This window comes from Bacteroidia bacterium (assembly GCA_033391075.1).
Lineage (GTDB): Bacteria > Bacteroidota > Bacteroidia > J057 > J057 > JAWPMV01.
This window is the reverse complement of record JAWPMV010000001.1, coordinates 3,196,726-3,211,871: the sequence shown is the minus strand read 5'-3', so window position 1 is coordinate 3,211,871 and position 15,146 is coordinate 3,196,726. Positions and strand designations below refer to the sequence as shown.

General features: G+C 42.3%; 13 protein-coding genes. 6 read left to right on the top strand and 7 right to left on the bottom strand.

The window, feature by feature from the left end; genetic code table 11:
• Positions 1 to 85: 85 nt before the first annotated feature.
• Positions 86 to 1,918, bottom strand: coding sequence for an ABC transporter ATP-binding protein (locus tag R8P61_12960; GenBank protein MDW3647970.1), 1,833 nt, complete (start codon positions 1,916 to 1,918; stop codon positions 86 to 88).
• 38 nt (positions 1,919 to 1,956) lie between these two features.
• Here R8P61_12960 and rbfA point away from each other — a divergent pair, with 38 nt between their 5' ends.
• The 4 genes from rbfA (at position 1,957) to rimM (ending at position 4,917) form a co-directional block, all read left to right on the top strand.
• Positions 1,957 to 2,298: a 30S ribosome-binding factor RbfA gene (rbfA, locus tag R8P61_12955; GenBank protein ID MDW3647969.1), complete on the top strand. Its 342-nt coding sequence runs from the start codon at positions 1,957 to 1,959 to the stop codon at positions 2,296 to 2,298.
• Positions 2,299 to 3,534 carry an ABC transporter permease gene (locus R8P61_12950; protein MDW3647968.1) on the top strand — a complete coding sequence of 412 codons (1,236 nt, stop codon included), beginning with the start codon at positions 2,299 to 2,301 and terminating at the stop codon, positions 3,532 to 3,534. It begins immediately after the preceding gene.
• A gap of 83 nt (positions 3,535 to 3,617) precedes the next feature.
• Positions 3,618 to 4,292, top strand: coding sequence for a 30S ribosomal protein S16 (gene rpsP, locus R8P61_12945; protein ID MDW3647967.1), 675 nt, complete (start codon positions 3,618 to 3,620; stop codon positions 4,290 to 4,292).
• A 70-nt stretch (positions 4,293 to 4,362) separates the two neighbouring features.
• Positions 4,363 to 4,917, top strand: coding sequence for a ribosome maturation factor RimM (gene rimM / locus R8P61_12940; GenBank protein ID MDW3647966.1), 555 nt, complete (start codon positions 4,363 to 4,365; stop codon positions 4,915 to 4,917).
• On the opposite strand, the gene R8P61_12935 is transcribed toward rimM, so the two are convergent.
• From R8P61_12935 to R8P61_12915, 5 genes are all read right to left on the bottom strand, one after another.
• Positions 4,914 to 5,408 (bottom strand): RDD family protein, encoded by a 495-nt coding sequence (locus R8P61_12935; protein ID MDW3647965.1) that lies wholly within the window; start codon positions 5,406 to 5,408, stop codon positions 4,914 to 4,916. The two genes, rimM and R8P61_12935, sit on opposite strands and share 4 nt — an antisense overlap.
• Before the next feature lie 115 nt (positions 5,409 to 5,523).
• The gene (locus R8P61_12930; protein ID MDW3647964.1) at positions 5,524 to 5,949 is read right to left on the bottom strand and encodes an RDD family protein; all 426 of its coding nucleotides are present in this window, start codon (positions 5,947 to 5,949) and stop codon (positions 5,524 to 5,526) included.
• Positions 5,950 to 6,033: 84 nt separating this feature from the next.
• Positions 6,034 to 8,586 carry a M14 family metallopeptidase gene (locus tag R8P61_12925; GenBank protein MDW3647963.1) on the bottom strand — a complete coding sequence of 851 codons (2,553 nt, stop codon included), beginning with the start codon at positions 8,584 to 8,586 and terminating at the stop codon, positions 6,034 to 6,036.
• 21 nt (positions 8,587 to 8,607) lie between these two features.
• Entirely contained in the window at positions 8,608 to 10,470 is a 1,863-nt protein-coding gene (locus R8P61_12920) for a PhnD/SsuA/transferrin family substrate-binding protein (protein MDW3647962.1), read from the bottom strand.
• Positions 10,471 to 10,548: 78 nt separating this feature from the next.
• Positions 10,549 to 11,019 carry an Lrp/AsnC family transcriptional regulator gene (locus R8P61_12915; GenBank protein ID MDW3647961.1) on the bottom strand — a complete coding sequence of 157 codons (471 nt, stop codon included), beginning with the start codon at positions 11,017 to 11,019 and terminating at the stop codon, positions 10,549 to 10,551.
• A gap of 255 nt (positions 11,020 to 11,274) precedes the next feature.
• Between R8P61_12915 and R8P61_12910 the strand changes: the two genes are divergently transcribed.
• Positions 11,275 to 13,269: a thiamine pyrophosphate-dependent enzyme gene (locus tag R8P61_12910; protein MDW3647960.1), complete on the top strand. Its 1,995-nt coding sequence runs from the start codon at positions 11,275 to 11,277 to the stop codon at positions 13,267 to 13,269.
• Between the two features lie 102 nt (positions 13,270 to 13,371).
• Complete coding sequence (gene hisC / locus R8P61_12905; protein MDW3647959.1) at positions 13,372 to 14,493, top strand: histidinol-phosphate transaminase; 1,122 nt, start codon at positions 13,372 to 13,374, stop codon at positions 14,491 to 14,493.
• Positions 14,494 to 14,663: 170 nt separating this feature from the next.
• Here hisC and R8P61_12900 read toward each other — a convergent pair whose 3' ends face one another.
• Positions 14,664 to 15,128, bottom strand: a complete 465-nt coding sequence (locus R8P61_12900) for a DUF3299 domain-containing protein (GenBank protein ID MDW3647958.1) — start codon at positions 15,126 to 15,128, stop codon at positions 14,664 to 14,666.
• Positions 15,129 to 15,146 lie beyond the last annotated feature (18 nt).

Genomic DNA, 15,146 nt, shown 5'->3' with positions numbered 1-15,146 from the left:
AGCAACATATAGTGACAATGCAATTGTTTCGAAGCGACGAATTTTGCGCGTGAGCGGTAAGAAAAATTTAAAAAAGGAAGAAATTCTAGTCTCCAAACTGTAAATCGTACAAACGCCTGTACATGCCGGAGTTCTGGATAAGCTCCTGATGCTTACCTCTTTCAACGATACGACCTCCTTCAATGCTCAGTATTTCGTCTGCATTCAGGATGGTGGATAATCGATGGGCGATCACCAAAGTTGTACGTTCTTGCATGAGTTTTTCAAGGGCTTCCTGTACCAGTTTTTCGGATTCTGTATCCAAATTTGAGGTTGCCTCATCCAGAATGAGAATTTCCGGATTTCTCAACACAGCCCTTGCAATGGATATTCTTTGTCTTTGACCACCGGAAAGGCGGGTCCCCCTTTCACCAATGATGGTATCATATTGCTCGGGGAGGTCAATGATAAAGCGATGGGCATTGGCAATTTTTGCCGCTTGTATAATGTCTTCTTTGCTGGCATCAGCTATGCCATAAGCGATATTACTGGCTATGCTATCATGAAAGAGAATACTCTCTTGTGTTACATTTCCAATAAACGAGCGGAGACTCTTTAGCTTTATTTGTCGAATATCTGTTCCATCCAACAATATCTTACCTTGATAGGGATCAAAAAATCTTGGAATCAAATCAGCTATGGTGGACTTTCCTCCGCCAGAAGGACCAACTAAAGCAATGGTTTTTCCTTTCTCCAGTTTAAAGCTAATTCCTTTCAGCACATCATCCTTCTCATATTTGAAATAGACATCCTGAAATTCGAGGGTTTCTTTGAACTTATTTACGGAAATGGCAGTAGGGACATCGATGATTTCCGCTTTTTCTGCCAGCAAACTTTCGATCCGTTCAAAGGCTGCAATTCCTTTCTGAACTTTAGCGATAGAATTGCTGAATATTTTGATGGGATTGAGCAATTGAGTGAAGAGAACCAGAAAGCCAATGAATTCAGATCTTTTGGGACTCCCTTCTGTACCTTCCAGAATCAGATTTCCCGCATAAAGGATGATAACTGCTATTATAGCAAAACTTAAAATCTCGGTAGTAGGAGAAGCTGTTTCAACTCTTCTTTTTATACTAATCTGAAGTTTGGAGTAATCCCGGTTCCTGCTCTGGTATTTTTCTTTTTCAAAATCCTCAGCTTGAAAAGCTTTTACAATGCGAATTCCACCCACAAATTCATCCAGAGTAGAGACCAATTCACCTAAAACTTCCTGTCCTCTATGCGCCTTACGTTTGAGCTGCTTGGTGATGATATTGATGAAATAAGCAGTTATGGGCAGGATAATGAGTACGAATAGGGTCAGTTTCCAGGAAATAACGAAAAGGGTAGCCAAAACTACAAGGATCATAAAGGGCTGCTGAATGACCTGCTGAACAGTGCTAATTACCGCTTCCTGAATGACCTGAACATCTGCTAGTGTTGTATTGATCAAATCCCCTTTCCTCTTTTTAGAGTAAAAAGACATACTGAGGGTATTGAGGTGGTCGAATAAGTCATTTCGGATGTTTTCCAGTATGCCAAATTCGAGGGGAGCTATGTTCCAGGAGGCGAGATAGCGGAAAGCGTTTTTTAGCAAATTTATGATCAGGAGGCCCACACAAATAAAGATGAGCATGTTCCAGGTTCCATAGTGTTGCTTGGCTTGTTCGAGTTTGAAATAAGCATAATCTTTTATGCTATCTGTATCTGCAATAGAGAGTTCTGCGGGATTTGCCTCTGCAATTTTTTGACTATTGTCAAAGAGAATTTCCAGGAAGGGAATGGAAGTAAGAAGGGTGGCAGTACTAAAGAGGGTATATAAAAAAAGAGAAACTATGGCAAAAGCTCCAAAGCTAAAATAAGGCCTCCCGTACGCAATCACTCGTAAATATGTCCGCATTTTGTACTTTTGCTGTCAAAGTAACTTTACAAAGCTATATGTCGGAGTCCAATGTTCAAAAAAAACTGGCCAAATTAATCAGGGTCGAACTCTCAGAAATCCTTTCGAGAGACCTAAAATACGTGCCGGGAACTTTTATTACCCTGACTCTCGTAAAAGTTACGGGTGACCTTTCTATCGCAAAAGTGTATGTCTCTGCCCTTCCTGATCCGAAACTTCCGGAAGTTATTGAGGCACTAACCGAACATGATTGGGAGGTGAGGAAGGCTTTGGCTGCCAGAATTAAAAATAAAGTCAAAAAAATTCCCGAGCTTCGCTTTTACGAAGATGATTCCAATCAGTATGCTGAGCGGATTGATGAAATTTTAACCGATCTATAATTGAACGTACCTTTTTTCATAGCGCGCAGGTATCTCTTTTCAAAGAAATCCAGTAATTCGATTAATATCATTACCTGGGTGTCAATTGTAGGGATAGGAGTCGGAACGGCTGCCATCATTTTGGTGCTTTCTGTTTTCAATGGATTGACGGAATTTATCGAAGATCTGTTTTCCGCTTTTGATCCGGATGTGAAGATCGTTGCCTTTGAGGGACGTTATATGGCCGATTCTCTTGAACTATATGAAGAGCTGGCCAATGATCCCCGTGTTGCAGCCATAACAAAAACCCTGGAAGGCAGGATAGGGCTTCAATTTGAGGATAATGTCGCTTATGGTATTCTAAAAGGCGTAGAAGACAATTTTACAGAGGTCAATCGTCTGGATACCTTTGTCTATGATGGAGGATATAGTTTTGCAGCCAGAAATGGGATCAATCGGGCTATTCTGGGTTCAGGCATTGCTGCAGAGCTCAATGCGGTCCTGGAGGATGAATTTGCCTTTACTTCTCCTATAAATGTCTTTTATATACCTAAATCAGCTTCCCTCACGCAATTGGAAGCAAGCATTGTCAATGATCAGGTCTATCCGGCTGGCTTCTTTAGTGTACAGAATGAATATGATGCCAAGTACCTGGTAAGTAGTTTGGACTTTACCCGGAGTTTATTTGATAAATCAGAAGAACTCTCTTCCTATGAAATCCGTCTGAACGATATCAAAGATGCGGAAGACTTCAAAAGCGACTGGGACGATAAGGTGGAAGGTAAATATGAAATCCTGACCTGGTACGAACAACACAAAACCTTGTATCGGGTGATGAAGAATGAAAAATATATCTCCTATTTGATCCTGGTTCTGATGCTGGCAATAGCGGCAGTCAATATCGTGGGAGGACTCTTTATGATCGTTATAGAAAAGAAACGGGACATCGCCGTTCTCAAATCTTTTGGAGCTACCGAAGGCTTTATCCGAAGAATATTCCTTTCGGATGGTTTGCTGGTCGGAGCGATTGGAGGTTTTCTGGGGGTGAGCCTGGCCTTTATCTGCGGAATCATTCAGATCAAGTTTGGAGTGATCAAATTAAATGGAGTTTTCAGGGTCGAGGCTTTTCCGGTTGCCCTGGATATCTGGGATTTTGTCCTGGTATTTTTTACGGTATTGATACTTGCAACCCTGGCTTCTCTTTATCCATCCCGAAGGGCTGCGGAATTTCAAGTAACTGAAGGCCTAAAGGGCTAAAACAAATTTCTTCTCCTTTTTTTGCTTATTGATTAAAAAAGAGTACTTTTGCGACTCAATTTTTTAAACAGATTTGTGGTTATATGCCAGTAAAATTAAGACTAAAAGTACAAGGTAGAAGCAAAGCACCTCATTATGCGATTGTTGCTGCCGACTCCAGAGCCCCTAGAGATGGGCGTTTCATCCAAAAAATCGGTTTCTATAATTCTTTGACTGAGCCTGCAAGGGTATACGTTGATCATGAGGCTGCGCTTAAATGGCTCGCCAATGGTGCTCAACCTACCAATACCGTTCGTGCGCTCCTTCGCCATGCTGGTGTTACTGTAAAGTATGCACTGATCAAGCAAGGAAAGTCTGAGGCAGAGATCGAAAAAATCTACGGAAAGTGGCGTGCTGAAAAGGATGCCAAGAAGAAAAAGAAAGTGATTTCTGTAGACATCTCCGGCAATCCTTTGGAGCCAGTTCCGGAATCTGAAGCGAAGCCGGTCAAAAAGAAAGAAGAACCAAAGCCAGAGCCAGTAGCTGAGGCACCAGCTGCCGAAGAAGCTGCTCCTGTTGAGGAAGCTGTAGCAGAAGCTCCAGCAGCTGAAGAAGCTCCTGTAGAAGAAGCTCCTGCTGCTGAGGAAACTCCTGCTGAAGAAGCTGCTCCGGAAGCGGAAGCCGCTGCTGAAGAAGCTCCTGCCGCTGAAGCTGAGGCAGCAGCCGAAGAAGCTCCTGCAGAAGAGGCTCCAGCTGAAGAAGAAAAAAGCGAGGAATAATTAATATTTCCGCAAACATATATTGCCATCTCCGGAATTCCGGAGATGGCAATTTTACTAAATAGAAAATATGCTCAGAGAGGATTGTGTAGAATTAGGATACATCGGTAAACCCCACGGTCTGAAAGGGGAGGTGAAGGCTCATTTCGATGTGCATGATATGAGTGAATATGCTCAGCGGAAAAGCTTCTATTTGGGGAAAAAAGGTGCGCCCCTCGAAAAATACAAACTCAAACGTATGGGTCTGGTAGGGCAGCAGGCAATCATGAAGTTTGAAGGCATCAACTACCGCGATGAAGCAGAAGCCCTGAGAACTTCAACTATTTATTTTCCTATTGCAGAGCTTCCCAAGCTCGAAGAGGGACAATTCTACTACTATCAGGTAATTGGCTTCGAAGTAGAGGATAAGAAATTGGGACGTCTGGGTACGGTCAAAGACATCATGGAGACAAGTGGACAGGACATCCTAATCATGGACTATAAGGAAAAAGAAATCCTTATACCCATGACCGAATCTTTCGTTTTACATGCCGAGCATGAAAACAAATTGATCCATACCAATATCCCAGATGGACTGGTAGAATTTTATTTAGGCAAAGAGGAAGAAGATGGAAAAGAGGATTAGCCTCTAACCACGCGTGTTTTTGACCAGCTATCGTGCCATCCTATAGCGCTGTCTCCGAGGAATGAAAATGCCTCAAAGGGGACATAACGAATAATGGACCTTAGCAATATGTCTTTGGTTTCAGCTTTTCCTCCCTGCAGATTAACGACTTTGGTTTTCGTCAGAAATTTGCCAGGTGTTTTTTCGAAAATGATTTCAAACATGGCATAGTATAGAAAAGCGGAAAGAAAATAGATCCCCAATATCACAGAAGTATAGGCATATGAATCATAATCTGTGATCAGATTGTTAAGGAAAAAATTCTCTACAAGGTATCCCAGCCCGAAGGTTTGAAACAGCCAAATACCCAAAGAATCGATCAAATAGTTTGCAAAACGAGTCCCGCCGCTTGCAGTATCCAGGACCATTAGGTCTGCAGCAAAATCTTCTCTGTTTAGGAGGTGCTCTTCTGAAGAAGAATTCTCGAAAGGGTCATTAATTGAATTAGACATGATTTGATAGTTTTCTGGTTGTAAATATCTACCCAATTATAAGAAGCTGAGGGGAATTTTCAAAAACAAAAGGGCAGACCTTGTAGGCCTGCCCTTTTTATAGATTTCATATATCTTAAATCTCGACTACGCGAGTTTTGGTCCATCTGTCATGCCAACCCGTCTTATCATCTGTAATGAAGAAGGAAATCCAAAGGAAAGGAATGATCCTTAGTAAGGTTCTCAGGATGATCATAGAAACCTCAGGTTTACTACCATCCTCATTTACAACTTTGGTTTTGGTTAGCATTTTACCAAGGGTTTGCCCCTTGCTATTTTCCAGGTAAATATAATAGGCAAAGTATATCAGGTTGCCCCAAAAGAAACTGCCTGTATTCATTGATAACAGAGCTCCAATAGCTCCTATCGCAAAGCCGTCAACTAATACGTTGACAAATCTTTTTCCGAGACTTGCATTAGAAAGGGCATTCCCATTAGCATCAAAGCTTACTTTGGGTTCGCCTTCATTTTTGTCAAAGGGGTCTTCAAAATGTTCAGCCATAGCAATTAGAATTTTAGCGTGATGGATATATTTTAAATTAAGTATTCATAAGGACGCATCAAAATCTCAGGGGTTGGAATCTGCCTAATTTGGTACAGAAACGGTATTTCCCAGAAAAAGTGCATTCAAAAATAGCTTATTTGTCCCATACCAGGTGCCCCGGAAATTGGGATTGTCTGAGAACATTATCACCCTGCCTCTACCAATAGAACTCACCAAAACAGCTGCCGAATTAGCAATGAGTTTGAGATTTTTATCAGAAACATAGCCGTCGATATGTGGATCGGCTGTGTACTGAGCAACCGTACTGTAAGGACTCTTACTGGGAGCCAGGAAGACTTTGCTATTTCGATAGACTGGTAGTTTTTCCGAATGGTAGCCAAATGCCAGGGGATGGGTGAGGTCCATTTGAACTTCAAAAATGGTTCCCCCAACCTGATCTGCTCCGCGTATCTCCTGAGCAAGAGCGAAGGGTTTTCGTTCTACTTTAGCGGTGTCTTTGGGGGCTTTTACCAATTGCTCTTTGACCAGTTTCTTTTTGATCGCCCAATCACTGGCCGTACGGGTAGTGATGAGGGTGTTTCCGGCAGCGACCCATTGAGATATTTTAGCTATCGCATTGCTGTCCAGGCTGTAGTTGCCGGAAACCAGAATCATGGTATTGTAGCGATTTAAAGATATCCGGGAGAAACGATCCTGCTCTACCTTAGTAACAGGAAGACCTACACGGGTATCCAGTAGGTGCCATACTTCTCCTGCTTCATAGCTGGAAATTCCATTTCCCAACAACATAAGCGTTTTAGGCGCTTTCAGGTTTTGAAACCAGGGACTCCCTAAATCTACGCCAGCCTCGGCATATCCTGTATTTACCGGAGTAAAAGATATATTATGGCGACTGCTGGCTTCCATGATATGACCATAAATCATATCTGCACTAAGTTTTTGATTGGCTACGGGAATTTGAATAGTCCCGGCTGGCCAGGTATTTCCTTCAACTGTAAATCCTCTATAGGCAACTTTGGTTCTGATTCCTTTCCCCTGAAGAAAATTGAGGGCATCAGGTGCATAATAGTCGGACCAATCCATCAAATACATATACTCTGAACGAGCAATTCTTTCTACTACAATCTTATTATTTTCCATGCTCACGGCATTTCCTTTCGCCAGATTGCCCTTTACTCCCACATAAGCCAGGCCGTATGCATTGGCCAAAGACCAGGCAGATGCATCGTAGAAAACACTATCTCTATATTCAGCATAGGTTTCAAACATCGTTTGGACCAGCCTGTACTGCGCTTGTGAAGTAGGAACCATCCATGCACTTCCTTTTTTGAAGCTCTTTCCTCCCTGATTAACATCATTACCAACTTCAAAAACTTCAATCTTATGTCTAAGCAAGAGATCAAGAAAAGCACGATTTCTGTTTTGATCATATGCATCTCCAAACACATAGGCTTTTACAGGATCAGCCTTGGCACGAGATATGGCAGAATTGAAAAAACGTTTTTGGTAGTCATATAGTTGACTTTTATTCTCGACAGCTGCCCGAACCGTAGCCAAACTATTGACCAAATGATTTCTGATGGTAAAGGCAAATGAGATCGGACCGTTACTGCTTTCCTGAAGATGACCTCTGGAACTGGCTTGTTCAAAAAGCAGAGCCAATCCTCCCTGAAGGTCCGGATAAGAAGAACCATAACCCGGATAAGTGCCATCAAAGCGCTCTTTAGAAAAGTAAAGAGAACCAATCTCATTCATGGCTTTGCTGAAATAGGTGGCAAACAATTCATTGAGAGTAGTATAGTTTTCTTCCGGCATGATGGGGTCTTTGGAACCGATGGGTTTCATAGGCTCAAAGAAATAGGTGCTATTGGTGCCCATTTCATGAAAGTCGGTAACCACATGTGGATACCACTGGTGAAACCATTTTAGCTTGGATTTTGACTCCGGATGCACCAGAAGAATCCAGTCCCTGTTGAGGTCAAACCAAAAGTGATTGGTTCTGCCCCGTGGCCAGGCTTCATTGTGTTCTCTATCTGCAGGATCTGAAACAGGTGGCATCCCTTTATAGCTATTTGCCCAATTGCTATGGCGGTCTCTACCATCCGGATTGATAACCGGATCAATAAAAACTACTGCTTCTTTCCTGAATTTATCCGCTTCTGCTCCTTCACCAGCAACCAGATAATAAGCCGTCAGCATGGCAGCTTCACTACTGGAAGGTTCATTTCCATGGACATTGTAGCCTAGATTGACAAGGATAGGGTTGGAGGTCGGATAGGTAAATCCATTATTTGGAATCACGGCCTTCAATTGATCCTTTTGTATATCTTCCAGGCGGGCAAGGTTGCCAGGATCACTTATGATCAGCATCAATAACGGTCTATACTCATAGGTCATTCCCAATTGCAGGTATTGAGCGCGCTCTGATACACGAGCGAGTTCTTGCATATAGGAAACCAGTCGATCGTGTCGCGTGTGTTGTTCCCCAATGGCATAGCCCAGGAAATCTTCCGGACTGGGCACTTTTTCATCAAAGGAATTGATTTTTGGAAAGAAGTAATCATTTTGACCCAATAGGTCGCTGGGTACCCACAGTAGGCATCCCAGTAGTAGTAGGAAGGCAAATTTGTTCATGAAAAGGTGTTAATAAGGGTTTCAGGATGCCGATTCTCGCCCAAATTTGCGGGTAAGGGTCATAATCCTGCTGAATTCTTTTTCAGTAATCACTCCATTGGAGCAAATTTCGTCTAACTCATCTTTAACTGTTTTATTCAGTTTTTTGTGATGAGGAAAGTCTTCATGGATAATTCTTTCTATATCGTCGATTCGTTTGTTAAGAATCAAGAACTGATTTTCATTGATGCGTGTCTTCTGGAGAGAAGCATGAATCTTTTCTTTGAGGGAAATGAGTTTAGGATCTACATTGGCTTTATCAACCCAAAAATGGAGGAGGAGATCATTGGCTTGTCTCTGATAAGATTGAAACCGCCTTTTTCTTGCTGTACTAAAATAGGAACCTACAGCGACACTAATAAAGGCAACCAACAAACCGATTACTCCCCAGCGATTATCCAGATTATCCCAGAAAGAACCTTCGCCTATGCCTGAATTTCCTCCTTCCAATTCTGCTACCATTGCATCATTATAAAGAATACGGACTTTTTGACCTTCTTTAAAAGAATTGCTGTCCGCCTTTTTGAAAAAAGTATTCAGGCTGGTGATTCGAGATATTTCTGTTTCACTTAGTAATCTCTTTATCCCTGAATCTCCTTCTATCTCGAAAGTATAATCTGCTGCTTTAACCCCATCATCTGAACCAAAGGTAACGAACCATGCTTCTCCATTGAATAGAAGCTGGCCTTCAAGTATATAGGCTTTCAATACATCTCTTGTGAGCAGCGTTGGCAATTCTGATACCAGTCGTTGCTCATTGAGGTTCCCTTCACCTATTTGTACATCATCCAGGTAAAAGTTGTAATGCAACTGTTTGTCAATTACCCCCAAACTAATCTTTACCTCTTTGGCATTTTCCATTTGAGAATCTTCATCACTCACCTCTTTAAAGCGCTGAGTAGAAGTTAGTTTGTTAAGGCAGGATTCCTGTAGCAGAGCCAGCAGATCTCCTCTTTCATCCAACAACTTCTGGGCAGCGTTTCGAATTTCCCAACTTACATGAACGGAAGGCTTTTCCCGTACTATCCTCAAATACCTTCTTAGTGAATTGTAGGCATCATCCGTTTGAGCGTGCCATTTCTCAATTTTTAAAGGATTGTTGAATAGGGGTCGATTGCTCGGGTTTTTATGAGCATCAAACATGATCAGTTTGAGTTCTGCTTTAAGGCTACTATCGACATCAGGTGCTAAAACATAGGCATGATATGGAATCTCATAGCACTCCAGCATATGGTATTCATCCTTGTTTTGTGCAGAAAGGTTATTATATACCCGGGTATCTACCGCTATTCCATCCACTTCCTTATCCATAAGGGCTTTGAGTGATCTGTCATGTCCCCCTGAAAAATCATATTCAAAGAAACCTGCATCAATATCAAGGTTACGTTCTTTGAAAATGCCTTTGGGATATTTGTAGCCAGAGGTCGAACTCGGTTTGACAAAAAGGAAATTCCGCTTTTTCAGTTGGTGAAGTGAATTGATCCCACTTTCCTTACGGATCATGATACAACCACTATAGGAATCTTCTCCATTTACGGTATGAGAGGCAAAAACCTCCAATTCTTCAAAATCAATCTTGGCTCTCAGGTATGGGAAGACCGTAAATATGCCCATATCGTATTGCCCCTTGGCAAGTTTATAGGCCAATTCATCTTCCGGGACGATGTCCAGGATGATTTTCTTATTCAATTCTTTTCCCAGATAATTTATCAGCGGTTGGTAAGTCTCCGAAAAAGCTTTGGGAGATTTATATTGGATAATCCCAACCTTAAAGGTATCCTGCCCTAAGAAAATTCCAGGCAAGAGACTGAAAATGAGAAAGATGTAAATTAACTTTTGCTTCATAGAAAATGTGCCAAGCACGCACAGTATTTTGAAACACTAAAATAATGTAAAAGAAAAGCAGGAACAACAAAAATAGACTTAATCCTGATCCAAGTCGATGACATGGGTCTTTTTGCTGACCGCCATAGATATCAAAGATTCAACCTTGGATATATTCTCGATTCGAAAGAGCTTATCAATGATAAACTGGTTGTAAGACTCAATATCATGGGTAATTACCTTTAGGATAAAGTCTGCATTTCCCGTTACATAATGGCATTCCATTACCTCATTTAATTCATTTACGGTTTCGACAAATTTCTGAACCAGACTTTTAGAATGATCCTTGAGAGAAACGTGGCAAAAGGAACTAAATTTCTTTCCTACTTTGTCTGGATTCAGGATCGCCACATATCGATCTATGATCCCTGATTTCTCCATTCTTTTGATGCGATTGAAGATGGGAGTAGAGGAAAGACTAAAGCGAATTGACAGCTCTTTGATAGTTATCCGACAATCTTCCTGCAGTATTTTTAGGATCTTCCTGTCTATTTCATCCAGTTTTACCATAGAATAAAATTCTTCTTTATTGTTTGAATTTGCTTATTTGTGGAATAAATATCTCACATTTTTGCGATGAATGAGTAATTTTTCTTAAAAATTTACGATTCTTTAGAGAATTATTCTTTAGCTGTAATTTTAATAATCGAATAGCAGCTTTAGAATTTATATATGATATCATCCTCTTCGTACCTGATCGATACTTATAAACTGGATAAAGAAAGATTTGCAGAAGCTTTTAAGCTCTTTGCTGCAGCTCGGAGAATGTCCTACTTATTTGAAGAGAATTTCAAGCAGGTATCGAAGTATGTACACGCTACTTCTCGTGGCCACGAAGCCATACAGCTGGCAGTAGGCATGCAATTACTTCCACAGGATTTCGTCTATCCCTATTATCGAGACGACGCAATGATCCTTGGTTTGGGACTTGATCCCTATGATCTCATGCTCCAATTGCTGGCTAAACGCGACGACCCCTTTAGTGGTGGGAGAACCTACTACTCGCATCCTAGCCTAAATGATCCCTCGAAGCCGAAAATTCCACATCAATCGTCAGCAACGGGTATGCAGGCGATTCCAGCCACAGGGGCGGCCATGGGCATTCAGTACAAAGAAAAATTTTCTGAGCTGTTCTCTTATACCGAAAAAGGAGTAGTTGTATGCTCACTCGGTGATGCCTCCGTAACGGAGGGAGAGGTAGCTGAAGCTTTTCAAATGGCTTCTTTAAAACAGCTTCCCATTCTCTTTCTCATTCAGGACAACGAATGGGATATTTCTGCTAATGCAGAAGAGACCCGTTCCCAAAATGCGTTTGAATATGCCGAAGGGTTCAAAGGCCTGGAGGCAATAAGCATAGACGGGAGTAATTTTCTGGCCAGTTATCGTGCGGCCTTTGATGCCATCGAAACGATCAGGACCGAAAGACGCCCCATCTTGTTGCATGCACGAGTTCCTCTCCTGAATCACCATACTTCTGGTGTGCGCATGGAATGGTATCGGGATGATCTGGAAGAAGCATGGATGAAAGATCCTTATCCTATCGTAAAGCACCAGATGCGTGATATGGGATTCAGGGAAGAAGAAATCAGAAGCTTAGAAGAGGAAGCTGAAATCTGGGTGGATTCTGATTACCAAAGAGCGCTAAGAGCTGAGGACCCTCGCCCCGAGGACCTTTTCACCCATGATTTTGCTGAAAGCCCTGTAACAGAGGAAAAAGGAGTGCGGAATCCTGCGGGGGGAGAGAAGACAGTGATGGTCGATGCTGCACTTCACGCAGTAGAGGAAGTGATGAAAGTTGATCCAGCTGTATTGCTATATGGACAGGATGTAGGTCATAGACTGGGAGGCGTATTTAGAGAGGCTGCCACTTTGGCCCAAAAATTTGGGAAAGATAGAGTATTCAATACCCCGATTCAGGAGGCATTTATTATCGGCTCGACAGCAGGCATGTCAGCCGTTGGATTAAAGCCCATTGTAGAAGTTCAGTTTGCTGACTATATCTGGCCGGGACTCAATCAGCTTTTCACCGAAGTGAGTCGTTCCTGCTATTTATCCAATGGAAAATGGCCGGTAAATATGATTCTTCGAGTGCCTATTGGCGCCTATGGAAGTGGAGGGCCGTATCATTCTTCCAGCGTAGAATCTGTACTGACCAATATCAGAGGAATCAAGATTGTATACCCTTCTACAGGAGCGGATTTGAAAGGCTTGATGAAAGCAGCTCATTTGGATCCCAATCCGGTTGTAATATTGGAACATAAAGGATTGTACTGGTCAAAGGTGCCGGGAACACTGGCTGCTAAAACGGTAGAACCGGCTGAAGATTATGTCCTGCCATTGGGGAAAGCCAATGTCTTTTTGCAAGCAGAAGAAGAAAAGGTAGATGAAGGAGACAGCCTTTGTGTAATTACCTATGGAATGGGCGTTCACTGGGCGATCAATGCCGCGAAGGATTTTCCCGGACAGATTGAGGTGCTGGATTTGAGAACACTTTTCCCACTTGATGAAGAAGCTATATTTGAAAGCGTCAGAAGGCATAATAAATGCCTGGTGCTTACAGAGGAACCGGTAAATAATACCTTCGCCCAAAGTTTATCTGCTCGCATCATGCAGGAGTGTTTTCAGGAACTGGATGCTCCTGTAAGAACGCTGGGGGCTGAAAATATGCCGGCCATTCCGCTCAATAGCATACTCGAAGAGACCATGCTTCCTTCTGCCAAAAAAGTTTCCAAAGCCATTAAAGAGCTTTTGGATTACTAGGCCAGGAAGAAAAATCATTCATTTTATTCAGAGAAATTCATTTGCAAGCACTAGCTTGCAAAACGGGTCTGTTTCAGGACCTTTATCCCAAGAAATAATCCTATGTCAGATAAGATTTCGCCCTTTAAGCCCTGGTTATACGGAAAGAAAACCTACAAAGGAGGCAAGTCAAAAGCCGATGCCGCTGCCGGGAAAAAAGTATATAAACTCTCCTCCAATGAGAATCTTTTGGGTTCTTCTCCAAAAGCTTTAGCAGCCGTCCAACGTTTCCTCTTAAGTGTAAATGAATATCCGGATCAAACAGATGGCAGGTATCAGGAGGCATTAGAGAACTTCTACGGATCTCGTTTAAAAGCCGGTCAGTTTATTACTGCTAATAGCGGAGTAGAAACCCTGGAATTGATCACTCGTGCCTTCTTACAGGAGGGACAGGAGGCAATTATTTCCAATCCCTGTTTCCTTCCTTATAAAATGTTTGCCGAAAAAGAGGGAGCAAAGGTAATAGATGTACCTTTGGTTGGAGATGATTTCTTGCTGGATGTAGCAGGGATTTTGGCTGAAATCAATGAAAAGACTCGACTGGTTTTTATCACAAATCCCAATAATCCGACTGGTACCTATGTACCCAAATATCAGTTGGATGAATTGATCGATGCTGTTCCAGATCATGTAATCGTGGTATTCGATGAGGTCTATTATCAATTTGCAGATAAAGAAGATTATACCATTGCCCTTCCATATGTGGAGGCAGGAAAACAGGTAATCGGAGTAAATAGCTTCTCCAAAGCTTATGGTTTAGCAGGTCTGCGTATGGGATATGCTTATACTACTCCTGAACTGGCCCAATATGTCCAGACCGTTCGTCGACCCTTTATGGTAAATACCCTCTGTCTGGAGGCAGCAATAGCAGCTTTAGAGGATCAGGCCTTTATTGAGGAAACCGTAAAACTGATTCAGGCAGAAAAAGCCTTTCTCTATCCTCATTTAGATCGTATAGGTATCAAGTACTGGAAAAGCCAGGCCAACTTCTTTCTAAGCAAACCTGAAATGGATGCCTTTGAGTTTGAGGAAAAAATGCTGGAAGAGGGGATCATGGTGAGGCCCGTAGCTTCCTTTGGAGCGCCTGGCTGTGTGCGGATAACTATTGGTACCCGGGAAGCGAATGAAGCATTGGTGAAAGCGCTGGAAGTGGTTTGTGGACAAAAAATGGCACCCAGTCATTGAGTTAAGAGCTTGAATGCTGGGATTGACTACCGAAATATTGGAGGACTAAGTAAAATATGATCTCTCAGTGCTGCAATCCAGCTACATTTAACCTTTGAGACGTGCAGGTTTTTGACTCAGTTCGAGCATAAGAGGTGAAAGGGGGGGGGCTGGATAAACTGTATCCTAATTTATTCCAGTTCAACTGCATTCTCCAGGATAAAATTCATGTGAAATATATCGCTAGCATTCAATACCAGCGTGCCTCGAAAGCTGATATATTCATCTAATTCGTAGTTTCTGGGTTCAACTCCTTCCGGAAATTTTAATTCCAATACCGATTCAGGCCCTGCACCTCCGCAAAAAAAGCAGGAGGCATAGGGATATTTAGAGAGGATGTACTCACGGTTTGTAGGGTCGAGGGGAATCAGAAAGCCTGTGATTTCAAAGCTTTTCCCTTCAAAAGATTTGGGAAGAGGTCCAAAGGTCGGGGCCAGAAAAGAAGCCTCTTCCTCTTCAAAATATTCCTGATTGAATTCTGTATCTGCCAGGATATCCCAGGGATCTGTATCCTGCCCCCTAAGTAAGGGAGTCAGGAAGAAAAAAATGAATATTGCACTTAAGGTGCTTTTATTTGCTACAAACTCAGGCATCATTATTGCCAAATTAGTTTC